The organism is Mycobacterium sp. 012931, assembly GCF_000419295.1.
GTDB classification, from domain to species: Bacteria; Actinomycetota; Actinomycetes; order Mycobacteriales; family Mycobacteriaceae; genus Mycobacterium; species Mycobacterium marinum.
In genome coordinates this window covers 3092204-3116617 of sequence record NZ_AOPX01000001.1, presented here as the reverse complement: position 1 = coordinate 3116617, position 24414 = coordinate 3092204, and the positions used below count along the sequence as shown (strand labels likewise).

The window sequence follows — 24414 nt, the reverse complement described above, 5'->3', positions numbered from 1 at the left end:
TCCTCCTCCGGCCTCACCGGCCGGCATCGTCGCCGCGCACCACCCCAATCGCCCGACTCCTCCTCCGGCCTCACCGGCCGGCATCGTCGCCGCGCACCACCCCAATCGCCCGACTCCTCCTCCGGCCTCACCGGCCGGCATCGTCGCCGCGCAGAAGCTCGGCGAGGCGGGCCGCCAACGTGTCCCAGCGCCACTGAGACGTCACCCACTGCCGGCCGGCGTCACCCATCCGGGCCGCCCGGTCGCGATCGGCCAACACCTCGATGACCGCGCCGGCGACCTTGTCCACCGAGTTGCCGTCGACCACCAGCCCGGTCTTGTTGTACTGCACCGTTTCCGGCGCTCCACCAGATTCACCCGCAATGACCGGCACGCCGCTGGCGGACGCCTCGAGAAAGACGATGCCCAAGCCCTCAACGTCCATACCAGAGCCCCGAGTGCGGCACGGCATCGCGAACACGTCGGCCATCGCGTGATGGGTCGGCAGCTCCTCGCCCGGCACGCCGCCGGTGAACGTCACATGCTCATCCACCTCGCAGTCCCGCGCCAGCTTGCGCAACGTCTCCAGATAGGGGCCGCCTCCGACGATTACCAGCGCCGCCCCGTCGACCCTCCGGCGGATCGCGGGTAGCGCCTTGATCAGGGTGTCCTGGCCCTTGCGCGGCACCAGCCGCGACACACACACCACGGTGGGCCGCTCCCCCAGCTGGTAGCGCTTGCGAAGTTCGGCGCGGGCGGCCGGGTCCGGCCGAAACCGGTCGGTGTCGACTCCGGGCGGCAAGTATTCCGATGAAGCCGCGGGCCCGAAGGCCGGCGCGAATCGCGAGCGCGTGTAGCGACTGACGAAGGTCACAATGTCAGTGGTGTCCCCGATTCGACGCAGTACCGACCGCGCGACGGGAAGCATCGACCAACCCACCTCGTGACCATGCGTGCTGGCCAGCACCCGGGTCGCACCAGCCTGCCTCGCACGCGGCGCCAGCAGAGCCAACGGTGCGGCCGCACCGAACCACACGGTATCGATGTCGTGCTGGGCGATCAGCCGGCGCATCCGGCTGTCGACTGTCGGAACGGGCAGCATCAGCGTGCTGGGATGGCGTACCACCCGATAGCCCGCGGCCCGGGCCACGTCGTCATACCCCTGCGCACCCTTCCATTGCGGTGCATAGACCGTTATGGAATGCGACCCGGCCTCAACGAGGCGACCGACGAACTCGCTCAGATATGACTGGATGCCGCCGCGACGGGGCGGAAAGTCGTTAGTTACCAGCAGGACCCGACTCACCAGGGCCAATCTAGCCTGGCCACGATGTGGACTATCCAGCGGTCTTTGCCACGCGTTGGATCGTGCTCGAATCAGGACGAGACGCTCATCCATTGCTGCCAGCCGGCGAGCAGCCCGACAGCATCCGTGCCGAGCACCTCGAGCGCGGCTCGCGGCAAGTCCGAATGCCCTGGACCGCAGGCGGCCAGGTAGAGGTCGCGCAACTTGGTGGTGCCATAGGTGTCGGCCACAAATCGGGTAAACCACCATGCTCGGTCATACGCTCGCGAGCGCGCCGGCCCGGGAATGTCGAGGTCGTCGTCTGACGGCAGAGCTGCGGGTGGGGCCTCAGCCGGCTGGGAAGTGGTCGGCCGCGCGACGAAATCGGCCACCCCCTCGGTCAACCACCGCGGCGCGTCAAGTGCCGTGTCAACGCGGGCCGCGTAGTGAAAAAGCTCGTGGGTCAGCACTATTCGCAGCGCCGTGGCGCTCATCTTGACCGCGCCTGGTGCGAACACAATTCGTTGGCCAGCCACCGCCCGGCTGCCAGGATCGAAGCGCTCGGCCCAGTCACCGCCGCGATGTCAGCCCATTGGGACGCCGTACCGCCGCCCGCCGCCGTTCGGAATTGTTCGTCTGAACCGGCGGCCACCACCGAGATTTCGCGGGCCCAGTCGGTGCCCCAAAAGGCCACCACCGCATTGACCGCGCCGCGGATGTCCGCCCCGACGCGCGACAACAGTAGGTCGGAGTTCGCGCCGCCGAGGTTGATCAGCCGCACGGTCCGATCTCCGATGACAACCGTCGGCGGGCCAGGATCCTCAGCAGACGCTAGTGACCGCTGTGGCGCACTATCCGGATGACGCGTTACGGCGGCAGCCGTTACCAACTCGATGACAAATATGCACGCCAGCGCAATCGAAAACCATCGGGATCGATGCCGCAGCACCGTGGCAGAGCCGTCAGTAGCGGCGCGCGTCGTAGATCGGTCCCGAGGAATTCATCGGCACCACCCGCACCGGTACACCGTAGGTGGACGAATGGACCATCAGTCCGTCACCGATGTAGATGCCGGCATGTGACGCGTCGGAGTAGAAGGTCAGGACGTCGCCTGGCTGCAGGTCCGACAGCGATACCGGTTGACCTCCATGGGCCAGCGCCTGGCTGGAGTGAGGTAGCGCGATGCCGGCTTGCTGGAAGGCCCACATGACCAACCCGGAGCAGTCGAACCCACCTGGAGCGGCACCGCCCCACGCGTAGGGCGTCCCAACTTGGGTTAGCGCCGCCTGCACCACGGCCGCGCGGTCGCCGCCGGCACCGTCTGGCGGCGTGAACGGCATCGCGGACACTCCACCGGGCGGCGGGGCCTCACCCGGCACCGGTGCGCCCGCTGGCGGCGGTCCACCTGGCGGTGTGCCCTCCGGCGCCGGCCCGGGGGCACCTGGCAATCCGGCGGGAACCTGTCCTGGATCGGCGAGCGCGGTGCGCTGGTCCGGAGTCAATGCCAGGTACTGCGACTTGACGACCGCGATCTGGACCTGCAGCTGGCTCTGCTTGTGCTGCAGATTTGCCCGCACGGCCGCAGCTTGTTCGGCGGCGGACTTGGCATCGGCGGCCGACTTCTCGGAGGCCTGCTCAGCCTTGGCGGCCTGCTCCCTGGCGGTCCGGAAACCCGACATCTGGGTGGCCATCTGGTGCGCCATCACGCGCTGCATCGACAGGCCGTCGATCAGCAGCTGCGGGGACGGAGCCGTCAGAATCGTGTCCATACCGTTGGCGCGACCACCCATGTAAGCGGCCGCGGCGACCTTGTTGACCGCGGTCTGGAACGAGGCCAGCTGCCCCTTGGCGGCGTCCAGCGCGGCCTGGTCGTCAGTGAGCTTGTTTTCAGCGGCCTGCTGAGCCGCCAGCTTCGCGCCCAAGTCGAGCTCTGCGCTGTGCATCGCTTCGGTGGTTTGTTCCGCCTGCCGAGATAGCTCGTTTAGCTTTGCCAGCGCGTCCTCAGCCTGGTCCGCCATCGCACCCGCGGCGACGAAGCCGGACAACGCGGTGAAGCTCGCTAACGAACCGATGGCGGACCGCCGGATAACGCGCGCAGTCAATTGCCTACAGTCGAGCCTCAAGATTTTGCTTCCTTAAACTGCCATCTGCGATGTGCCGTCGAGCCGGTTTAGGTCTCAAATAGGTTACGAAATGATATCGGCGTTTGTCCAAACGGGAGAGTTAAGAAAATAGCAAGATTTCTGTAGTTTTCATGTGGGAGCGCGTCTTTGCGCGATCACCACCATACATAACTTCTACGCGACGCCAGTCGCTCGGTTACGGCGGATTGGGACCAGCCGTAACCTTGGCGCCAGCCCGGCATCCGCGAGGGCTTCCAGCGCCACGCGTTCGTCGTACATCAACTCGTCGGGGACCCCGAGCAAGACGCTGACTACACAGTCGCGGCACGCGGGCCCGCGGACCGCGCAGTCATCACAATCAATCACCACCGGATCGCCCGGTTCGGCCCCCGCACCGCTTTTGCTGTCGGTTCCGCTGGTGTGTGCCATTTGGGGTCGGTCCTCTCGGTAGTGTCTTGCGCTCACTGTCAACTGAGCCGAACGCTAACCGGCGCCACCGACAGATCTGGTCCTGCCGAGATCCGGCAGCACTCCCTGACAGCCGGTGCGAGTGTCTGCGCGCGCCGCGTGGGAACCGGCGAATGCCGGTGCGAGTGCCTAACGTCACGGCCATGGGTGCGACGGGTGGAACTCAGCTGAGTCTCACCGGGCTCGATCCGGCCGCCTTTGCGGACATCGCCTTACCGGGCACCGACCTCACTGACCCGGCGGCCGCCCAGGCAGACGACGTGTCGCTGCGCGAAACCACCTTCGTGGTCGTGGACCTGGAGACCACCGGCGGACGAGCGACGGGCACTGAAGCATCGCCGCCGGACGCCATCACCGAGATCGGGGCCGTCAAGGTACGTGGTGGCGTGATCCTGGGCGAATTCGCGACCCTGGTCGACCCGCAACGCAGCATCCCACCCCAGATCGTGCGATTGACCGGAATCACCACGGCCATGCTGTGTGATGCCCCGACGATCGACCCCGTCTTGCCGATGTTCTTCGAGTTCGTCGGCAACTCGGTCCTGGTCGCCCACAACGCCGGGTTCGATATCGGGTTCCTGCGGGCGGCCGCAGGGCGCTGCGACATCGCGCGGCCGGGATCGAAGGTGGTGTGCACGGTCCGGCTGGCTCGCCGAGTGCTCAGCCGCGAAGAAGCACCCAGCGTGCGGTTGGCCGCTTTGGCGCGCTTGTTTTCCGTCGCCACCCAACCCACACACCGCGCCCTCGACGACGCGCGCGCCACTGTCGAGGTGTTGCATGCCCTGATTGAGCGGGTGGGCAACCAGGGCGTGCATTCCTACGCCGAGCTGCGTGCATACCTACCGGGCGTGACGCCGGCACAGCGTCGCAAGCGAGTGCTCGCCGACCGGCTGCCGCACCGCCCGGGGATCTATCTGTTCCGAGGGCCATCGGGCGAAGTCCTCTATGTGGGCACCGCCGTCGACTTGCGCCGCCGGGTCAGTCAGTACTTCAACGGCGCCGATTCTCGGGGCCGGATGAAGGAGATGGTCGCCCTGGCCGGCGCCGTCGACCATGTCGAGCGCGCACATGCCCTCGAGGCCGGAGTCCGTGAACTGCGGATGCTTGCCGCGCATGCACCGCCGTACAACCGTCGATCGAGGTTCCCGCACCGTTGGTGGTGGGTGACGCTCACCGACGAGGCGTTTCCCCGCCTATCGGTAGTTCGTGCTCCCCGGCATGACCGCGTTGTCGGCCCGTTTCGGTCGCGCACCGACGCGACAGAAACGGCGGCCCTGCTGGCGCGCTTCACCGGTGTCAGAACCTGCACCAAGCGGCTGGCCCGCTCGGCACTGCATGGTCCGGCTTGCCCAGAGTTGGAGGTGTCGGCCTGCCCCGCCGCGCGCAACGTCACCGCCGAGGGGTACGCCGACGCGGCCAAGCGTGCGGCCGACTTGATCGAGGGAGTGGATAACACCGCACTGACCGCGGCCGTGCACCAAGTCAGCGACCTGGCCGAGCGGCACCGCTATGAGAGCGCGGCACGGCTGCGCGACCACATCGCCACAGCTGTCGAAGTGCTCTGGCGTGGCCAACGACTGCGCGCGCTGGTAGCCCTGCCCGAGCTGGTCGCGGCCGCTCCCGATGGCTGCGGCGGCTACCAGTTCGCGGTGATCCGCCACGGCCAGCTCGCCGCCGCCGGTAATTCCCGACGTGGGACACCGCCGATGCCGGTGGTCGACGCCCTCCACGCCGGAGCGCAAACGATCTTGCCGGCACCGGCGCCACTCGGCGGCGCGCTGGTAGAAGAGACCGCGCTGATTGCCCGCTGGCTGGCGACCCCGGGAGTGCGGATCGTGCGAGTCACCGGCGCTGAGCACACCGCCGACCGTGCGGAGTCCGCCGGCTGGACTTCGCCGCTGAGATCAGCCGGACCGTGGGCGGCATGGGCGGCTGCGGCGCGTTCGGCGCGGCTGGCCGCAGAGCAGGTTAGCCAAGGAAATCCGCGTGGTCGCCCGGATGGCGGCCGGCAATCAGACGTGCTGGCTGAACCGCACCCATCGCGCGAGCAATTGCTCGGCCGCACCGCTGTCGATAGCCACCGCGGCGCGTTGCAGCCCGTCCTGCCAGGCGGGCAGCCATTCAGCGCGGCTGGATAGCCCGGCATGAGCAACGATCGCACCAGCCGCATTGAGCACCACCGCGTCCCGGACAGGCCCGGCTGCACCGCCCAAGACAGCGCGCGCCTCGGCCGCGTTGGCCTGCGGGTCTCCGCCGAGTAGCTGGCTCAGTTCAGCACGCGCGAACCCGAAATCTCCCGGGTCGAAAGTCAACTTGTCGACCGTTCCCGCCTGGACACGCCAGATCGTGCTCGTCGTAGTCGTAGTCAGCTCGTCGAGCCCGTCGTCGCCATGCACCACCAGCACACTGGACCCACGCGTGGCGAACACACCGGCCATGATCTCGGCGAGATCGGCGAAAGCACAGCCAATCAATCCGGCCCGCGGCCGCGCCGGATTAGTCAGCGGGCCAAGGAGATTGAACACGGTGGGCACCCCGATTTCACGGCGAACCACCGATGCTTGCCGATAGGACGGATGAAACTGCGGCGCGAAACAGAACCCGATCCCGATCTCGTTGAGGCTGCGCGCGACCTGATCGGGCCCCAGGTCTATGCGCACCCCAAGGGCCTCCAGGGTGTCCGCGCCGCCGGCCAACGACGAGGCGGCTCGGTTGCCATGCTTGACCACCGGCACACCCGCGGCGGCGACCACGATGGACGCCATAGTGGACAGGTTCACCGTGTTGACCCCGTCGCCACCGGTGCCGACGATGTCGACGGTGTCGTCGCGGATCAAGTCGGCCGGCATCGGACGCGCGTAGGCGAGCATCACGTCGGCCAGCTCGCCGACCTCGCCCGCGGTGGGAACCTTCATCTTCATGGCGACGGCGAAAGCGGCGACCTGGGCGGGCCGCGCGTTGCCGCTCATGATCTGCTCCATGGCCCAGCCCGCCTGACCCGGCTCCAAATGCTTGCCCTCCGTTAGCCGGCCGAGCAGCTGCGGCCACGAGGACGTCGGTATGGGTGCGGCCGCCGAGTGGTCGGCCGCGGATGAAGCTTCGGATGACAGCACCACGCGCCCGATAGTCCCATGCGTCCGACTACCTCCTCCTATCGCCCGCCCACCGGTTGGCCGCGACCGGCGCAAACGCAGCGCCGACGCGACTCTCGGAAGCGAATTTCAGCCCCGGGTAGAGTTCGACAACTACAAAGCGTCATACTTGCGGATGTGACGAGTGCTGTAGGGACCTCGGGTACTGCCATCACGTCGCGCGTGCATTCGCTGAACCGACCCAACATGGTCAGTGTCGGCACCATAGTGTGGCTTTCCAGCGAGCTGATGTTCTTTGCTGGGTTGTTCGCTATGTACTTCACCGCGCGCTCGCAAGCCGGCGGGAAGTGGCCGCCACCGCCCACGGAGCTGAATCTCTATCAGGCCGTGCCGGTGACGTTGGTGCTAATCGCGTCGTCGTTCACCTGCCAGATGGGGGTGTTCGCGGCCGAGCGCGGCGACGTGTTTGGGCTACGCCGCTGGTATGTGATCACCTTCCTGATGGGTCTGTTCTTTGTCCTGGGCCAGGGCTACGAGTACTACCACCTGGTGACTCATGGGACGACCATCCCCGGCAGCGCCTACGGAAGCGTGTTCTATCTGGCCACTGGCTTCCACGGGCTACACGTCACGGGCGGTCTGATCGCGTTCATATTCCTGCTGGTGCGGACCGGGATGAGTAAGTTCACCCCGGCCCAGGCAACCGCCAGCATCGTCGTCTCCTACTACTGGCACTTCGTCGACATCGTGTGGATCGCGCTGTTCACCGTTATCTATTTCATTCGATAACAGCTGGCAGCCCCCAAACAGGCACGATCAGGAAACGAACAGGAGAGCTCAGTTGAAGAAACTGGGATTCACCCGATCCGGTGGCAGTGAGCCGGTTGCCCGGCGACTCGTCGGGGCGCTGCGCGGCCCGCGTAGTCACCGATCAGAACAGCGAACTAGTCGCGCACGACGGCGTCTTCATCGCCGGTTATCGGGTGGGCTGCTGCTGTTGATAGCCCTGACCATCGCTGGCGGCGTGGCGGCCGTACTCACACCCGCCCCGCAGGTAGCCGTCGCCGACGAGTCTTCCGCCGCACTGCTTCGCACCGGCAAGCAGTTGTTCGACACCTCATGTGTGTCTTGCCACGGCGCCAACCTGCAAGGCGTGCCCGACCACGGCCCCAGCTTGATCGGAGTCGGCGAGGCCGCCGTCTACTTCCAGGTATCGACGGGCCGGATGCCAGCCATGCGCGGCGAAGCGCAGGCACAGCGCAAAGAGCCGATTTTCGATGAGGCACAAACCGACGCTCTTGGCGCGTTCGTGCAAGCCAACGGCGGTGGCCCCACCGTGGTGCGCAACCCCGACGGCAGCCTCGCGATGAAGTCGCTGCGCGGAGATGATCTGGGCCGCGGCGGTGATCTGTTCCGCCTCAACTGCACCTCCTGCCACAACTTCACGGGCAAGGGCGGGGCGCTGTCCTCCGGCAAGTTCGCGCCGGATCTGGGGCCCGCCAACGAGCAGCAGATCCTCACCGCGATGCTGACGGGTCCGCAGAACATGCCGAAGTTCTCCGACCGTCAGCTGTCATTCGACGCGAAGAAGGACATCATCGCCTACGTTCGCAACGCCGCCGAGGAGCGGCAGCCCGGCGGCTACGGACTCGGTGGATTCGGTCCCGCACCTGAGGGCATGGCGATATGGATCATCGGTATGGTCGCCGCCATTGGGCTGGCACTGTGGATTGGGGCGCGATCATGAGCGACGGCTCAACGGAAACCGGCGTCTCGCGCGAGCCCGACGAGGCCGCGCTGGCCGAAATGTCCCAGCAAGAACTGCTGGAGCTGGGCGGCAGCATCGACGGCGTGCGCATCGCCCACAAGGAACCTCGCTGGCCGGTAGAGGGCACCAAGGCGGAGAAGCGCGCGGAGCGCGGCGTGGCCCTCTGGCTTTTGCTGGGTGGGTTCTTCGGCCTGGCGCTGCTGCTGGTCTTCCTCTTCTGGCCGTGGGAGTACAAGCCGAGCGGAGACAAGGGCAACCTGCTCTACTCCCTTGCCACCCCGCTGTACGGGTTGACCTTCGGGATGTCCGTACTGGCGATCGCGATCGGCGCGGTGCTTTTCCAGAAACGCTTTATCCCCGAAGAGATCACCATCCAAGATCGCCATGACGGCGCCTCCCGCGAGGTAGACCGCAAGACGGTGGTGGCCAACCTCGCCGACGCCTTCGAAGCCTCCACGATCGGACGGCGCAAGATGGTCGGCGCGTCGTTGGGCGTGGGTCTGGGCGCGTTCGGGCTCGGCACCTTGGTTGCGTTTGCCGGCGGCCTCATCAAGAACCCGTGGAAGCCGGTGGTCCCCACCGCTGACGGCAAGAAGGCCGTGCTGTGGACCTCGGGCTGGACCCCGCGTTTCCACGGCGAGACGATCTATCTGGCGCGAGCCACCGGACTCGGTGACGGGCCTCCGTACACCAAGGTGCGCCCCGAGGACTTGGACGCCGGCGGGATGGAGACGGTGTTTCCCTGGCGGGAGTCCGACGGCGACGGCACCACCGTCGAATCCCACGAAAAGCTGCAACGGATCTCAATGGGCGTCCGCAACCCCGTGATGCTGATTCGGATCAAGCCCACCGACATGCACCGCGTGGTGAAGCGCCAAGGCCAAGAAAGCTTCAACTTCGGAGAACTCTTCGCCTTCACCAAGGTCTGCTCTCACCTGGGCTGCCCGTCTTCGCTGTATGAGCAGCAGTCCTACCGAATTCTGTGCCCGTGTCACCAATCCCAGTTCGACGCGCTGCATTTCGCCAAGCCGATATTCGGCCCGGCCGCGCGTGCGCTGGCACAGTTGCCTATCACAATCGACACCGAGGGATATTTGGTCGCCAACGGCGACTTCATCGACCCCGTTGGACCGGCATTCTGGGAGCGCACAACATCATGAGCCCGAAACTCAGTCCGCCGAAGATCGGTGATGTCCTAGCCCGCCAGGCCGAGGACATTGATACGCGCTACCACCCCGCTGCAGCGCTGCGCAGACAGTTCAACAAAGTCTTCCCGACGCACTGGTCGTTCCTGCTCGGCGAGGTCGCGCTGTACAGCTTCATCGTGCTGCTGATCACCGGCGTGTACCTGACGCTGTTCTTCGATCCGTCCATGATGGACGTCACCTACAACGGCGTCTACCAGCCGTTGCGCGGCGTGGAGATGTCGAAGGCCTACGCGTCGGCACTCGACATCTCCTTCGAGGTGCGTGGCGGCTTGTTCGTCCGCCAGGTACACCACTGGGCGGCACTGATGTTCGCCGCGGCGATCATGGTGCACTTGGCACGTATTTTCTTCACGGGCGCATTCCGGCGGCCACGTGAGGCCAACTGGATCATCGGTTCGTTGCTGCTGATCCTGGCCATGTTCGAGGGATACTTCGGCTACTCACTGCCTGACGACTTGCTCTCCGGCATCGGTTTGCGGGCCGCGCTCTCCTCGATCACGCTGGGGATGCCGGTGATCGGCACCTGGCTGCACTGGGCGTTGTTCGGCGGCGATTTCCCCTGCGGTGGTGTGGGCGACGACTGCACCGCGGCGGGCTACATCATCCCGCGCATGTACTCCCTGCACATCCTGTTGCTGCCGGGAATCATCCTGGCGCTGATCGGGATGCACATGGCCTTGGTGTGGTTCCAGAAGCACACCCAGTTCCCCGGCCCGGGCCGCACCGAGCACAACGTCGTCGGTGTCCGAGTGATGCCCGTGTTCGCGGTCAAGTCTGGTGCGTTCTTCGCGGCCATCACCGGTGTGCTGGGTTTGATGGGCGGTCTGCTGCAGATCAACCCGATCTGGAATCTGGGCCCCTACAAGCCGGCCCACGTCTCGGCAGGGTCGCAGCCCGACTTCTACATGATGTGGACCGAAGGCCTGGCCCGTATCTGGCCGCCATGGGAGTTCTACTTCTGGCACCACACCATTCCGGCACCGGTGTGGGTCGCTCTGATCATGGGTCTCATTTTCATGCTCCTGATCGTCTACCCCTTCCTGGAGAAGCGGTTTACCGGCGACTACGCGCACCACAACCTGCTGCAGCGGCCGCGTGACGCTCCGGTTCGTACCGCAGTCGGAGCGATGGCGATCTCGTTCTACATGCTGCTCACGCTGGCGGCGATGAACGACATCATCGCGCTGAAGTTCCACATCTCGTTGAACGCAACGACGTGGATCGGACGTATCGGCATGGTGATTCTTCCGCCGTTCGTCTACTTCATCAGCTACCGGTGGTCCATCGGACTGCAGCGCAGCGACCGTGCGGTGCTCGAGCACGGTATTGAGACCGGCATCATCAAGCGACTGCCGCACGGTGCCTACATCGAACTGCACCAGCCGCTCGGTCCGGTCGACGAGCATGGTCATCCGCTTCCGCTGGACTACCAGGGCGCTCCATTGCCCAAGCGAATGAACAAGCTGGGCTCGGCGGGATCGCCGGGTAGCGGTAGCTTCCTGACCGCCGATCCGGCATCGGAGGACGCGGCACTGCGCGAGGCGGGTCACGCCGCCGAACACCGTGCTCTGACAGCGTTGCGCGAATACCAGGACAGCCTCAACGAGACGTCCAACGGCGAGGGCGATCACTAGCCTCGACGGGTAGCAACCACTGGCCAGGCCCGGTCCCCCAAGCGGAGTCACCTCGACCCGCTTTCGGGAGCCGGCCTATTGGCGTCTTTGGGCCCTGCTACTTGGTTCTATGGCGTCGCGCTAGGTGGCCGTTGGGGCGGCGCCAAGTGGGTTTCCCAATAAACCCACAGAACCGATTGAACCCAATGACCCCATCATGGCCACCGGCACTCGCTGGCCCGGACCGCGAGTAGGCCATCCGCCAACCATCGCTCGTCCGTGGGGAATTCGTGCCCTCAGCCGGTCCCCGACTGCGCTACACCAGCACCGGTCGAGATAGCCAACACCTCTCCCCTCCCCCACCCGGCATCCGAGGCATCTCAGGCGTCTGAACCACGACAGCCATAGGGACGAACGCCGGGGAAGTCGCCGGCTGGTGCCTGACCGAGACCTATCCGGCCGAGATCTATTTGACCGAGACGCGACGCAACTGGCGCACGTAGAACCACTCGATCGCCGGCATTCCTGCGGTCACGATCCCAGCCAGCCCGTAGGCGACCCAGGACGCACCGTCGTGACCGACCGCCATCAGATTGGTCGCTGCGCCAACGGCAATCAAAGCAATCCCTATCGTCCCGACCAGGGCCACGGTGCCACGCAACCAAACGCGGTCCACCGCCTCGCTAGACCACTCCGTGCCCTCCGGGCGCCCATTTGCGTGATCCCGACGCGCGCTACGGTCGGCGGCTCGCATCGTGGCGTTGGCCGTCCGCAACGGCTGCCCGCCCGTTCTACGCAATGGCACCGAGGTCACCAGCGGTCCAGTCTCGGCCATCCGTCGCGCCCGCAACAGCATCGGGACCGCCCCGACGATGATCAATGCCGAGACTACGATGACCGCGTACAACACCCAACTGCTGTGCGAGTCCTTCGATATCTTCTGTACGCCCCGGCCAAGATCGGCCAACGCGACCACGGCGGCCACACCTACGCCCACCAGCGCCAGCCAGACCGCCGCACACGCCCCGATGAGAATTCGGTCGACGACTTCGGGAGCGACAACGCCTTCCGGTCCACGCCGGTACGCGGAGTATTTACCGAGCATCAGCAGCTCGTCTGCGGTGCGTCGTTGCTGTTGGACGACAGCACCGTCCCGTCACTGGTGGTGATCGAGCAGTTGAGCCTGCTCACCCGGAACAGGCTGGAGGCCTCCACAGAGCCCACATCGGACTGCGAAATCGGAGTGACGGTCATCGACCAGGGGATATACACGTTGTGCTGGGTCCTTCGCCGGCCTGAAGCGTCCACATAAGTCACCGAAATGATGTCACCGGGTGCCTTGGTACCGGTCACCGAATAGGTAACTTGCCGCGGCCCCGCAGGAGTCGTCGTGGTGGGGGGCGGCGCAGCCGCCGGTGTCGTCGGAGTAGTAGCCGCCGGTGGCGGCGCCGCAGAGGTCTCCGGAGGCGGAGGCGGCGGGGGTGGAGGTGTCACCGTCACTGTCTGCGTCTCCGTCGCTGTCGGAATCTCGGTACTAGGCGGTGGCGGCGGAGGAGGCGGAGGGGGCGGCGGCTTGGTCGTCGTGATTTCGTCCTGTACCGGCGGTACCGATGACGTGGTTGCGGGATTGGCGAGCTTCGTGGAATCGGTGCGCGTCACCAGCAGCGACACCGATGCCACCAGCGCTATGGCGGCCATTATCGCCGCCACCCCAACCACCCAGGGCCAGCGTGGCGTGCTTGGCTCATCCTCTTCGTCGAGCGAGTCGTCGTAGCCGTCATAGTCGTAAAGACTGAGATCTGCCGGCAGGTAGGCCCCGCTGATGAATTGCTCGGACTCCGGCGCCGAATAGGCCCGTGAATACGCTTCCGATTCCTGCGCGGAGTCTACCGGCTCAATCTGGCCGCTCTCGCTGACGGGTTCGAGTTCGCCGCCTGCAAGAGCGTCGTCTGGCTCATCGTCGGTGTCGCCAAAGGGTTCCAGTTCAGCGCTGGAATCGCCAGCTGGGTCGGGTTCGTCAGGTTCCCATCCCGGCGGATTCGGCCCGCTCATGTTTGCCTACCCTGTCCAAACTGACTCACCAAAGCGCGGTGCTCCGCAGCTGCATCTGTGCACGCCCGCTCGGTGCATTCTCACTGTGCATCAAAACCCTACCCAACCGGGTAGCTCACAGAAGTCTTGGCTAACTGGCCACTGATCAACTGATGCTCTGATTGTGACCTTCCCGGCTCGAGTCAGTGCTTCTCAGGACCCACGTAGTACTCGAAGACCAGACCGGCCGCCGATCCCAGGATGAACACCACGCCGGCGACGATCAGCCACGGAAGCCACAATGCGATGCCGGTTGCGGCCACCGAACCGGACAAAGCCACCATGATCGGCCACCAGCTGTGCGGGCTGAAGAAACCCAATTCCCCTGCCCCATCGCTGATTTCAGCGCCCTCGTAGTCCTCAGGCCGGGTATCGAGCCGGCGAGCCACGAAGCGGAAGAAGGTGGCCACGATCAAGGCCATTCCACCGGTCAGCGCCAGCGCCGTGGTGCCGGCCCACTCGACCCCACCGGTAGCGAATATGGAGGTCACGACACCGTACAGCACCGCCGTGACGACGAAGAACGCGGCAACGAACTCAAACAGCCTGGCTTCAATGTGCATTGAGTGTCCTAACCTACGGGCATCGGGGCCTGTTGGCCGCGCCGGGTCTCGAACGGGTGGGTGGTAATCGCCAGCGGTGGCTGGTTGATCGCCTGCAGCGCCTCGGCATTGGTCTTTCCGGCAATACGCTGCTGCAAGTAGGCCTTGAAATCGTTAGCGGCCACAACGCGGACTTCGAAATTCATCATCGAGTGGTAGGTGCCACACATTTCGGCGCAGTGCCCGACGAACGCTCCGGTCTTGGTGATCTGCTCGACCTGGAACCTGTTGACCGAATTATTGGCGGCCGGGTTGGGCATCACGTCGCGCTTGAACAGGAATTCCGGCACCCAGAAAGCGTGGATCACGTCGGCCGAGTTGAGCTGGAATTCGATCCGCTTGCCGGCGGGCAACACCAGAACCGGAATCTCGGACGTGGTTCCCAGCGTTTCGACCTTGTCGAAGTTCAGGTAGGTGCGGTCCTCGGTGTTACGTCCGGCCACCGGCCCGACCAGTTCCTCGCCGTGCTCGTCCTTGCCTTCCGGCTTGGATTCCATGGCACGATTACGCGCCTCATCGGCACCGTCGTAGGTCAGGGTGTGGTCGTGGAAGTCGACCTTTTGGTAGCCGAACTTCCAGTTCCACTGGAACGCCGTGACGTCGACAACAACCTCGGGGTCATCGGCCAGGTGCAGCATCTTTTCCTGCACCACAACGGTGAAGTAGAACAGCACCGAGATGATGAGGAACGGCGTGACCGTGAGAACCAGCTCCAGCGGCATGTTGTAGCCGAACTGGCGCGGGAAGTCGGTGTCGGTCTTCTTCTTCCGGTGGAAGGTGGCCGACCAGAAGATCAGGCCCCACACAATGACACCGACCACCAGGGAGGCGATCACCGCGCCGACCCACAGCTCCCGGTTGACGTGTGCCTCCGGTGTGATGCCCTCAGGCCAGCCCAGGGCCAGCGCTTCAGACCAGCTGCAACCGCTCAGGGTGACGGCCAGCAAACCCAGCGCGCCGGCCAGCCCCGCTAGCCGAGCGATCCGCCGCGCGGCACCGCTGCGACCAACGGAATTGCTCTGAGAATTGCACGGCGACAAGCTTTGCGAACGACCTGGCTCGCGAGGTGTCACGTTGCGCCTCCTGTATCACAAGCTGGGCCGACCGGTGCTGGACGCCGCGTCTGGCGGAATTCGTCGGCTCACTCGGATTCGAATACTACGCAGCGTAGACCACGCCGCTCGCGCGGGCGACGATGCGGGCCAAAACTCGTCCGGCGCGCTGTGCTCCAACCGGGTCGAAACCTGTGTTTGCCACGGTGGACGCGCATGGGCGCGGCGAGTGGCCGACGCCACCGGCCCCGGCGCGCGGCACCGGTGGCCGAGCGAGGACTCCACGCGAGACCGCCCGCGTGGGTGCGCGTCGGGCACCGTGAATGGGCGGCAACCATCCGGGCCCGCCACCCGCAGATGGCGACCCGCCGGGCTCGACCCCCACAAGCTTCGCCAATTGCGGCATACTGGGGCGCCGTGTGTGGACTGCTGGCCTTCGTTGCGGCCCCGGCCGGCGCTGCCGAGACGCAAGGCACCGATACTCAACTCGCCCAGGCCGACCAAGCCGCGCTGGCCGCGCGAGCCGACAGCGCAATCGCGGGCGCGTCGCACCTGATGCGCCACCGCGGCCCCGACGAGCCCGGCACCTGGGCAGACCCCGATGCCGACGGTTCGGTGGTCTTCGGATTCAACCGGTTGTCCATCATCGACATCGAGCATTCGCACCAACCGCTGCGATGGGGGCCACCCGAAGCTCCTGACCGCTATGTCTTGGTGTTCAACGGCGAGATCTACAACTACCTCGAACTACGCGAGGAACTGCGTGCCGAGCACGGCGCCACCTTCGCCACCGATGGTGATGGTGAGGCCATCGTCGCCGGTTACCACCACTGGGGTGCCGACGTGCTGCGGCGACTCCGCGGCATGTTCGCCTTCGCGCTGTGGGACACGGTCACCCGCGAACTGTTCTGTGCCCGCGATCCGTTCGGCATCAAACCGCTGTTCATGGCGACCGGACCGGGCGGCACCGCGCTGGCTAGTGAGAAGAAGTGTCTACTGGGCCTGGTCGACTTGGTGGGATTCGACACTGAAATCGACCACCGGGCGCTACAGCACTACACAGTCCTGCAGTACGTCCCCGAACCCGAGACACTGCATCGCGGAGTCCGACGGCTCGAATCGGGCTGCTACGCGCGCATCCGGCCCGGGTGCAACCCCGTAGTCACCCGTTACTTTGTGCCGCGGTTTGCCGCCACACCGATCACCAGCGCCACCGAGCGGGCGCGCTACGACGAGATCACCGCGGTGCTAGAGGACTCGGTGGCCAAACACATGCGCGCCGACGTCACTGTCGGTTCGTTTCTGTCAGGCGGGATCGACTCCACGGCCATCGCGGCGCTGGCCATCCGGCACAATCCGCGGCTGATCACCTTTACCACCGGCTTCGAACGCGAGGGTTTTTCCGAGCTCGACGTGGCGGTGGCCTCGGCCGAAGCCATCGGCGCCCGCCACATCGCCAAGGTGGTCAGCGCGGAGGAATTTGTGGCCGCATTGCCCGAAATTGTCTGGTATCTCGACGAGCCGGTCGCCGACCCGGCGCTGGTACCACTGTTCTTCGTGGCCCGCGAGGCCCGCAAGCACGTCAAGGTGGTGCTCTCCGGGGAGGGCGCCGACGAGCTGTTTGGCGGATACACGATCTACCGCGAGCCGCTCTCGCTGAAACCCTTCGACTATCTACCCCGACCGCTGCGACGGTCGATGGGTAAGGTCTCCAAACCCCTGCCCGAGGGTATGCGCGGAAAAAGCCTGCTCCATCGCGGCTCGCTGACGCTCGAGGAGCGCTACTACGGCAACGCCCGAAGCTTCTCCGACGCCCAACTGCAAGACGTGCTGCCCGGATTCCGGCCGCAGTGGACACACACCGATGTGACCGCTGCGGTCTACGCCGGGTCAGCGGGCTGGGACCCGGTAGCCAGAATGCAGCACATCGATCTGTTCACTTGGCTACGCGGCGACATTCTGGTGAAGGCCGACAAGATGACGATGGCCAATTCGCTCGAACTGCGGGTGCCATTCCTGGATCCCGAGGTGTTCGCCGTCGCCGCCCGATTGCCGCTGCAGGCCAAAATCACCCGCACCACCACCAAGTACGCGCTACGGCGCGCATTGGAGCCGATTGTCCCGGCACATGTGCTGCACCGACCCAAGCTCGGGTTCCCAGTCCCGATCCGGCACTGGTTGCGCGCCGGCGAACTGTTGGAGTGGGCCTATGCGATGGTGGCCACGTCGCAGGCGGGTCACCTGATCGACCTGGCAGCGGTCAACCGGATGCTCGACGAGCACCGCACCGGCGCCAGCGATCACAGCCGCCGGCTGTGGACCCTGCTGATCTTCATGCTGTGGCACGCGATCTTCATCGAGCGCAGCATCACACCACAGATCAGCGAGCCCCAGTATCCGGTCGAGCTCTAGCTCCTCGCGGCGCTAAGCCAGGACAGCAGTGATCTCGTTGGCGGCGTCGTCACCGTAGGCCTCGGCCAGCCGGGCGGTCGCGACCTGGCGGTCCCACTGCCATTCCTGGGTGCCGGTGGATTCCAGCACCAGAACGGCCACCAGCGAACCCAACTGCGCGGCGCGCTCCAGGTTCAAACCCGCGCTGCGGCCGGTCAAGAAGCCCGCGCGGAACGCGTCACCGACGCCGGTGGGGTCGGTCTGGCTGGTTTCGGGGACGACGCCAACGTGAATGCTGGTGCCGTCGGGCTCCACCAGATCCACGCCCTTGGGGCCCAGTGTCGTCACTCGCAAGCCGATCTGGGCCATCACGTCGGCCTCGGACCAGCCGGTCTTGGACAACAGCAGGTCCCACTCGTAGTCGTTGGTGAACAAATAGGTGGCACCGTTGATGAGCCGTTTGATCTCATCGCCCGACAGCCGTGCCAGCTGCTGCGAGGGGTCGGCGGCGAATGCCAGTCCTAGCTGGCGGCATTCCTCGGTGTGCAAGAACATCGCCTCGGGGTCGTTGGCGCCAACAATCACCAGCTCCGGGGTACCGACGGCCGATACCACGTCGGCGAGCTTGATGTTGCGCGCCTCAGACATGGCGCCCGGGTAGAACGACGCGATCTGCGCCATGTCGACATCGGTGGTGCAGGTAAATCGGGCCGTGTGCGCGGTCTGCGAGATCGGCACATGGTCGCAGTTGACGCCGTGGGCTTTGAGCCAATCGCGATAATCGGCGAAGTCGGCGCCTGCGGCGCCGACCAGCGCCACGTCACCTCCGAGCACACCGATGGCAAAAGCCATATTTCCGGCCACCCCGCCGCGGTGCACGACAAGGTCGTCGACGAGGAAGCTGAGTGACACCTTGTGCAGATGCTCGGGCAGCAGCTGTTCGGAAAAATGGCCTGGGAACCGCATCAGATGGTCGGTCGCAATCGAACCGGTTACCGCAATCGTCACAAAATCTCCGTCCTATTCACGCGAGGTCGTCTAGCCTCTCACAATTATCGGCGTCGGGACCCGCCCCGTCGCGTCGAAAGCCGTCGGCAAGTATTGCGCTAGCCTGCCTAGGGAGCTCATCGGCTTTGCCGGAATCCCGCGCTCGCGGCAGCCCCGCCTGTCGTCCCGTCCACCACCGTAGGAGAACCACGATGGCCGGTCCGCACCCGTCGAACCCCGCCGTCAGCACGGAGGGACCGATGCCATACCCGGAGAACGGGCCCAACGAGCCCCTTGAGTACCCCCATGACCTGGGCGGCGCCGAACCGGCATTCGGTGTTCCGCCAGCCGATGGCCCGCCGCGACTGCCGGTTAGCTACCCAGGCCTGCCCCCGGCGCCGGGCGGATACCGGAATCGACGCCCCAAACGGCTGCTGATCGGCACGTTGCTGGCGCTGGCGCTGGTGGGTGCGCTCACCGCGACGATTGTCTACGGGGTTCGCACCAACGGGACCAACAGCAGCGGCACGTTGTCCGAAGGCGCAGCCAAGACCGCGATTCAGGGCTACCTGAACGCCCTCGAACACCGCGACGTTGATGTCATCGTCCGTAACGCCTTGTGCGGGATCTACAACGGGGTCAAGGACAAGCGCTCCGATCAGGCGCTGGCCAAACTCAGCAGTGACGCCTTTCGCAAGCAGTTCTCCCAGGCCGACGTGACGTCGATCGACAAGATCGTCTATTGGTCGCAGTATCAGGCACAGGTGCTGTTCACGATGCAGGTGACGCCGGCCACCGGTGGCCCGCCCAAGGGCCAGGTACAAGGCATCGCACAGCTGCTCTTTCAGCGTGGCCAGATCATGGTGTGCTCGTACGTGCTGCGCACTGCCGGGCAGTACTGACCGGGCCGCAGCGGCGGCCCGGCCAGGTGCGACTAGCTGCTCAGTTAAAGGAATCCCCGCAGGCGCAGGACCCGGTGGCGTTGGGGTTGTCGATGGTGAAGCCCTGCTTCTCGATGGTGTCCACGAAGTCGATCAACGCACCTTCGACGTAGGGCGCGCTCATCCGGTCCACCGTCAAGGTCACGCCACCGAACTCCGCGGTCAGGTCGCCGTCGAGGGCCCGATCATCGAAGAAAAGGTTGTAGCGCAAGCCCGCGCACCCGCCCGGCTGCACCGCGATCCGCAGCGACAGGTCGTCACGTCCCTCCTGGTCGAGCAGGGATTTTGCCTTGGCGGCGGCAGCCTCGGTCAGGATTACGCCGTGGGTCTTTGCGTCCGACTCGTTCTGCACGGTCATTGCTTCTCCTACATGCTTCGTCGTTGGGTGGGCCCGCCCGGCTGAAATCCAACCGGGGTCTGCCACAGGGGGAAGCCCAGTCCTATTAACGGTACCCCGCAGGTCCCCGATTCCCGAGTCGTGCGGCAACCTCAGATGACAAACCCATCAGCTGGTTCGCCGCGTCAGCCAGTGCCAGGCGTACCGAACCCGCATAGTCGGCGATGGACAACGCGGACATGATCCCGGCCAGGCGGATCGTGGATTTGTCCAGGTCCACCTGTCCCGCCAGCACGATCACCGGAATGCCCAGCGGCCGCGCCGCGGCAGCAATCTCACCGACCACCTTTCCGTGCAGCGATTGTTCGTCAAACCGCCCCTCCCCGGTGACGATGAGCTCGGCGTCGGCGAGGTCGTCGGCAAGATGCGTTAGCTCAGCGATGATCGCGGCTCCGGACTCGCATCGACCCCGCAGTGCAAGTAGCCCCGCCCCGATTCCTCCGGCGGCCCCGGCCCCTGGCTCGGCACTGACCGCGCGTCCGGCCGCCGCGTCCAGCTCAACCGCCCATGCCGCCAGGCGCCCCTCCAGCACGCTGATGGTGGCCGCGTCAGCACCCTTCTGCGGCGAGAACACCCTTGCCGAACCCCACGGGCCCAACAGCGGGTACTCGGCGTCAGAGGCGGCAATCAGCTCTATTCCGACCAGCCGATCACGGGCCGCATCCAGGCCGCCGAGCTCGGTAATCATGCCGTGGCCACCGTCGGTGCACGCGCTGCCGCCCAACCCCACCACGATGCGCCGCGCTCCCGCGGCCAGCGCCGCATCAATGAGCTGGCCCACTCCGCGGCTGTGGGCCGCCAACGCGGTTTCGGGCGACGGCGGACCACCCAGCAACGAGAGACCACAGGCTTGGGCGCATTCCAGGTAGGCGGTCGCCGAAGATCGCTCAAACACCCACTCCGCACTGACCGCGGTGTCCAGTGGCCCGGACACCTGCAGCTTCCGGACGCCACCCAGCCGGCTGCGCAGCACATCGATGAACCCCGGACCACCGTCGGATTGTGGGGCCACGATAAAGGAGTCATTGGGTCGTGAGCGGGTCCAGCCGGTGGCAATGACCGCCGCGGCTTCAACAGCCGACAGGCTTTCGCCATAGCAGTCCGGGGCCACCAGGACCCGCATCGCGGGCAGCTGGATCCGGCCGGGCCCGAGGCCATCGGCGGCAGCATCCGAGGCGAGGGAGCCGTTCATCACAAGCAAGAGTAGGGCCAACCGCTACACCGGCGCTGGGTAACACCGGCACAATTCCGGGGACTGGGCTCTCGCGAAGTAACCTGTCGGTTGTGAAGCTGCTGGGCCGCAAGAAAGACCATGACGAAGGCGCCGACATTTCGGTCGCATCCGACCACGCCGACGAGTCGGCGGCGAACTCCGGGGATACCTCATCATCGGCAACTTCTCGCGGACCGAAGACGACCGGCCCCAAGGGCCGGCCCACACCGAAACGCAACGACGCCACGCGATCCAAGAAGGGCCCGGTCGTTCCGGCGCCTATGACCAGCGCAGAGGCGCGGGCCCGGCGTAAGAAGCTGGCCCGGCCCAAACTCAGTCGCGAGGAGCGCAAGGCGGAAAAGGCGGCCGGCCGGGCCCGGATGGCCGAACGCCGGGAGCGCATGATGGCCGGCGACGAGGCATACCTGTTGCCCCGCGATCAAGGGCCGGTACGCCGGTACGTCCGCGATGTGGTGGATGCCCGGCGCAACCTGCTCGGTCTGTTCATGCCGTCTGCGCTGGCGCTGCTCTTCGCCATGTTCGCCGTCCCGCAGCTGCAGCTTTACATGTCGCCGGCAATGCTGGTGCTGATGGCGCTGATGACCATTGACGGCATCATTTTGGCCCGCAAAGTCAGCAACCTGGTCGACGTCAAGTTCCCGAACAACACCGAAGGCCGTTGGAAGCTGGGCCTGTACGCGGCCGGCCGCGCGTCTCAAATGCGCAGGATGCGGGCGCCCCGGCCCAAGGTCGAGCGCGGCGCCAGTGTCGATTAGTACTCACCGGAAAGCTGTTTGACCACTCATGCGCACACTGGTTCTCGGTGGGATCAGGTCGGGCAAGTCCCGCTGGGCAGAGGAGACCATTGCGGACTCGCTTACGCCCGAACAGCCGGTCCGTTATCTGGCCTCCGGACCGGCCACCGACTCCGACTCAGCCGCATCGCAGGACTGGGATCAGCGCGTCGCCAGGCACCGCGATCGCCGGCCCGGACACTGGTCAACGGTCGAAACTGACGACATCACGACCCAATTGCGGCAAGTGCCGGACACGCCCACTCTCGTCGACGATCTCGGTACGTGGTTGACCAGCGCCATGGACAGCCACCGCGCCTGGGAGGGCGGCTCCCCACCGGCCGCCCTGCAAGACACCATCGACGACATGCTGGCCGCCGTCGGCGAATTCGGATCGACGCTGGTCCTGGTCAGCCCGGAAGTGGGGCTGACCGTGGTGCCGGCGACCGCATCCGGGCGCCGGTTCGCCGACGAGTTGGGCACCCTCAACCAGCGAATGGCGGCACTGTGTGACCGCGTGGTGCTGGTGGTGGCCGGCCAAGCCGTCCCGATCAAACCGTCGCGCGCATGATCGGGTTCGCACCGATCTCAGCACCCGACGCCCTCGCCGAGGCGGCAGCGCGGGCTCGCCAGGACGCGCTGACCAAGCCGCGGGGTGCGCTGGGGCGGCTCGAGGACCTGTCTGCGTGGGTCGCCTCGTGCCAGGGCCAGTGCCCGCCGCGGCAGTTCCAGCGCGCCCGCGTGGTGGTATTCGCCGGTGACCACGGTGTCACCCGGTCCGGGGTGTCGGCCTATCCCCCGGATGTCACCGCCCAGATGGCCGCCAATATCGACGGTGGCGGAGCCGCCATCAACGCGCTTGCCGACGTCGCGGGCGCCACGGTACGGGTGGTGGATCTGGCTGTCGACGCGGAAGCGCTCTCGGAGCAGATCGGCGCCCACAAGGTGCGGCGCGGCAGTGGTGATATCGCCACCGAGGACGCATTGACCGACGACCAGACCGCCGCCGCGATCGCGGCCGGTCAGCAGATCGCCGATGCCGAGGTCGACGCTGGCGCCGACCTGCTGATCGCCGGTGACATGGGAATCGGTAACACCACCCCGGCCGCGGTCCTGGTGGCGGCGCTGACCAACACCGAGCCGGTTGCCGTGGTCGGCTTCGGAACCGGAGTCGACGATGCGACCTGGTCACGCAAGACCGCAGCGGTACGCGATGCGCTGTTTCGGTCCGCGCGAGTGTTGCCTGACCCCGTCGCGTTGCTGCGCTGCTGCGGCGGCGCGGACCTGGCCGCCATGGCGGGCTTCTGCGCGCAGGCCGCGGTCCGGCGTACCCCGCTGCTGCTCGACGGCATGGCAGTCACCGCGGCAGCGCTGGTCGCCGAACGCCTGGCCCCCGGCGCCCGGCAATGGTGGCAAGCCGGCCACCGCTCCACCGAACCCGGCCATCAGCTGGCACTGACGGCGCTGGCGCTGGACCCAGTGGTGGATCTGCGAATGCGGTTGGGCGAAGGCACCGGCGCCACCGTTGCCCTACCGGTGCTGCGCGCCGCCGTGGCAGCGCTGTCATCGATGGCGACCTTCGCCGAAGCCGGGGTGTCCACGGCGTGCGACGACGCCGGCGCCACCGAGCCACCTGAATCGTGATTCGTTCGCTGGCAACAGCTCTCTCCTTTGGCACGGTCATACCCGTCCCTGCCTCGGTCGCCGCACCGATGGGGCGCGGGGCGATGACGGCACTGCCGGTTGTCGGCGTCGTGCTGGGCGGACTTGCCGCCGGCGTCACGTGGTCCGCATCGCTGGTGTTCGGCCCGGTCAGCCCGCTGCCCGGACTGCTCGCGGTGGCGGTGCTACTGCTGGCCACCCGCGGTCTGCACATCGACGCCGTCGCCGACACGGCTGACGGGCTCGGCTGCTACGGGCCACCACAACGGGCCTTGGCCGTCATGCGCGACGGTTCGACCGGACCGTTCGGGGTGGCCGCGGTCGTGTTGGTCATTGCCGTGCAGGGGTCGGCGTTTTCGACACTGAGCGCGGCAGGCAGCCGCGGAATCGCGGGCATCGCCGTGGCGGTCTTTGCCGGCCGGGTCACCGCGGTACTGGGCTGCCGGCGGTCGGTACCGGCGGCCGCGGGCAGTAGCTTGGGCTCTCGGGTCGCCGGCACCCAGCCCATATCGGTGCTGGTGGCGTGGCTTGCTGTGCTGCTGTTCGCTTCGCTGGCCGCGGCTCCGCGGCCATGGCAGGGCCCTGCCGCGGTGGTGGCCGCGGTCTGCGCCGGCACCCTGCTGATCAGGCATTGTGTCCGACGGTTCGGCGGCATCACCGGCGACGTGCTGGGTTGCGCGATTGAGCTAGCCACCACGGTGACTGCCGTGGTGTTGGCGGCTCTGGTACGTTTGTAGAAGCTGAAAAC

21 protein-coding genes and 2 pseudogenes are annotated in these 24414 nt (G+C 66.2%); 11 read left to right on the top strand and 12 right to left on the bottom strand.

Features of this window, described 5'->3' with window-relative positions:
- Positions 1–127 precede the first annotated feature (127 nt).
- From pimB to MMSP_RS13765, 4 genes and pseudogenes are all read right to left on the bottom strand, one after another.
- Positions 128–1285: a GDP-mannose-dependent alpha-(1-6)-phosphatidylinositol monomannoside mannosyltransferase gene (gene pimB, locus MMSP_RS13780; RefSeq protein ID WP_020787111.1), complete on the bottom strand. Its 1158-nt coding sequence runs from the start codon at positions 1283–1285 to the stop codon at positions 128–130.
- A 71-nt stretch (positions 1286–1356) separates the two neighbouring features.
- Positions 1357–2168 (bottom strand): annotated as a pseudogene (locus tag MMSP_RS13775) (hypothetical protein).
- A gap of 58 nt (positions 2169–2226) precedes the next feature.
- The gene (gene ripC, locus MMSP_RS13770) at positions 2227–3387 is read right to left on the bottom strand and encodes a peptidoglycan hydrolase RipC (RefSeq protein WP_015356166.1); all 1161 of its coding nucleotides are present in this window, start codon (positions 3385–3387) and stop codon (positions 2227–2229) included.
- 174 nt (positions 3388–3561) lie between these two features.
- Complete coding sequence (locus tag MMSP_RS13765) at positions 3562–3816, bottom strand: hypothetical protein (protein ID WP_012394895.1); 255 nt, start codon at positions 3814–3816, stop codon at positions 3562–3564.
- Between the two features lie 152 nt (positions 3817–3968).
- Between MMSP_RS13765 and MMSP_RS13760 the strand changes: the two are divergent.
- Positions 3969–5930, top strand: a pseudogene (locus MMSP_RS13760) (DEDD exonuclease domain-containing protein); the annotation flags it as partial.
- Here MMSP_RS13760 and trpD read toward each other — a convergent pair.
- On the bottom strand, positions 5868–6971 hold the full coding sequence (gene trpD / locus MMSP_RS26015; RefSeq protein WP_012394897.1) for an anthranilate phosphoribosyltransferase: 1104 nt from the start codon (positions 6969–6971) through the stop codon (positions 5868–5870). The pseudogene MMSP_RS13760 and the gene trpD sit on opposite strands and share 63 nt — an antisense overlap.
- 153 nt (positions 6972–7124) lie before the next feature.
- Here trpD and MMSP_RS13750 point away from each other — a divergent pair, with 153 nt between their 5' ends.
- The 4 genes from MMSP_RS13750 to MMSP_RS13735 all read left to right on the top strand — a co-directional run bounded on the left by MMSP_RS13750 (position 7125) and on the right by MMSP_RS13735 (position 11557).
- Positions 7125–7736 (top strand): heme-copper oxidase subunit III, encoded by a 612-nt coding sequence (locus tag MMSP_RS13750; protein WP_011741302.1) that lies wholly within the window; start codon positions 7125–7127, stop codon positions 7734–7736.
- A gap of 118 nt (positions 7737–7854) precedes the next feature.
- Positions 7855–8694, top strand: a complete 840-nt coding sequence (locus MMSP_RS13745; protein WP_036427271.1) for a cytochrome c — start codon at positions 7855–7857, stop codon at positions 8692–8694.
- A complete protein-coding gene (locus MMSP_RS13740; protein ID WP_020787106.1) occupies positions 8691–9875 on the top strand; it encodes a ubiquinol-cytochrome c reductase iron-sulfur subunit in 1185 nt (394 codons plus the stop codon). The genes MMSP_RS13745 and MMSP_RS13740 overlap by 4 nt, the downstream gene beginning before the upstream one ends.
- Positions 9872–11557, top strand: a complete 1686-nt coding sequence (locus tag MMSP_RS13735) for a cytochrome bc complex cytochrome b subunit (protein ID WP_011741305.1) — start codon at positions 9872–9874, stop codon at positions 11555–11557. Before MMSP_RS13740 ends, MMSP_RS13735 begins: the two co-directional genes overlap by 4 nt.
- 445 nt (positions 11558–12002) lie before the next feature.
- Here MMSP_RS13735 and MMSP_RS13730 read toward each other — a convergent pair whose 3' ends face one another.
- The 4 genes from MMSP_RS13730 to MMSP_RS13715 all read right to left on the bottom strand — a co-directional run bounded on the left by MMSP_RS13730 (position 12003) and on the right by MMSP_RS13715 (position 15302).
- Positions 12003–12641: a DUF2561 family protein gene (locus tag MMSP_RS13730; RefSeq protein ID WP_020787105.1), complete on the bottom strand. Its 639-nt coding sequence runs from the start codon at positions 12639–12641 to the stop codon at positions 12003–12005.
- Positions 12641–13588, bottom strand: coding sequence for an MmpS family transport accessory protein (locus MMSP_RS13725; RefSeq protein WP_020787104.1), 948 nt, complete (start codon positions 13586–13588; stop codon positions 12641–12643). The genes MMSP_RS13730 and MMSP_RS13725 overlap by 1 nt, the downstream gene beginning before the upstream one ends.
- 182 nt (positions 13589–13770) lie before the next feature.
- The gene (locus MMSP_RS13720) at positions 13771–14190 is read right to left on the bottom strand and encodes a cytochrome c oxidase subunit 4 (RefSeq protein ID WP_011741308.1); all 420 of its coding nucleotides are present in this window, start codon (positions 14188–14190) and stop codon (positions 13771–13773) included.
- Positions 14191–14198: 8 nt separating this feature from the next.
- A complete protein-coding gene (locus MMSP_RS13715) occupies positions 14199–15302 on the bottom strand; it encodes a cytochrome c oxidase subunit II (RefSeq protein WP_020787103.1) in 1104 nt (367 codons plus the stop codon).
- Positions 15303–15698: 396 nt separating this feature from the next.
- On the opposite strand from MMSP_RS13715, the gene asnB reads away from it, so the two are divergent.
- Positions 15699–17693 (top strand): asparagine synthase (glutamine-hydrolyzing), encoded by a 1995-nt coding sequence (asnB, locus tag MMSP_RS13710; protein ID WP_020787102.1) that lies wholly within the window; start codon positions 15699–15701, stop codon positions 17691–17693.
- A 12-nt stretch (positions 17694–17705) separates the two neighbouring features.
- Here the strand turns inward: asnB and MMSP_RS13705 are convergent, their stop codons facing one another.
- The gene (locus MMSP_RS13705) at positions 17706–18680 is read right to left on the bottom strand and encodes a carbohydrate kinase family protein (RefSeq protein WP_020787101.1); all 975 of its coding nucleotides are present in this window, start codon (positions 18678–18680) and stop codon (positions 17706–17708) included.
- Between the two features lie 191 nt (positions 18681–18871).
- On the opposite strand from MMSP_RS13705, the gene MMSP_RS13700 reads away from it, so the two are divergent.
- Positions 18872–19561: a hypothetical protein gene (locus tag MMSP_RS13700; RefSeq protein WP_015356175.1), complete on the top strand. Its 690-nt coding sequence runs from the start codon at positions 18872–18874 to the stop codon at positions 19559–19561.
- A 40-nt stretch (positions 19562–19601) separates the two neighbouring features.
- Here MMSP_RS13700 and MMSP_RS13695 read toward each other — a convergent pair whose 3' ends face one another.
- Both MMSP_RS13695 and MMSP_RS13690 read right to left on the bottom strand, forming a co-directional pair.
- The gene (locus MMSP_RS13695; protein ID WP_011741313.1) at positions 19602–19958 is read right to left on the bottom strand and encodes an iron-sulfur cluster assembly accessory protein; all 357 of its coding nucleotides are present in this window, start codon (positions 19956–19958) and stop codon (positions 19602–19604) included.
- Positions 19959–20043: 85 nt separating this feature from the next.
- Positions 20044–21120, bottom strand: a complete 1077-nt coding sequence (locus MMSP_RS13690) for a glycerate kinase (protein ID WP_085981928.1) — start codon at positions 21118–21120, stop codon at positions 20044–20046.
- 206 nt (positions 21121–21326) lie between these two features.
- Between MMSP_RS13690 and MMSP_RS13685 the strand changes: the two genes are divergently transcribed.
- The 4 genes from MMSP_RS13685 to MMSP_RS13670 are packed head-to-tail and all read left to right on the top strand — an operon-like array spanning position 21327 to position 24403.
- Complete coding sequence (locus tag MMSP_RS13685) at positions 21327–21986, top strand: DUF3043 domain-containing protein (RefSeq protein WP_369797353.1); 660 nt, start codon at positions 21327–21329, stop codon at positions 21984–21986.
- Between the two features lie 28 nt (positions 21987–22014).
- Positions 22015–22575, top strand: a complete 561-nt coding sequence (locus MMSP_RS13680) for a bifunctional adenosylcobinamide kinase/adenosylcobinamide-phosphate guanylyltransferase (RefSeq protein WP_012394909.1) — start codon at positions 22015–22017, stop codon at positions 22573–22575.
- Positions 22572–23648: a nicotinate-nucleotide--dimethylbenzimidazole phosphoribosyltransferase gene (gene cobT / locus MMSP_RS13675; protein ID WP_020787097.1), complete on the top strand. Its 1077-nt coding sequence runs from the start codon at positions 22572–22574 to the stop codon at positions 23646–23648. The genes MMSP_RS13680 and cobT overlap by 4 nt, the downstream gene beginning before the upstream one ends.
- Positions 23645–24403: an adenosylcobinamide-GDP ribazoletransferase gene (locus tag MMSP_RS13670; RefSeq protein ID WP_011741318.1), complete on the top strand. Its 759-nt coding sequence runs from the start codon at positions 23645–23647 to the stop codon at positions 24401–24403. Before cobT ends, MMSP_RS13670 begins: the two co-directional genes overlap by 4 nt.
- Positions 24404–24414 lie beyond the last annotated feature (11 nt).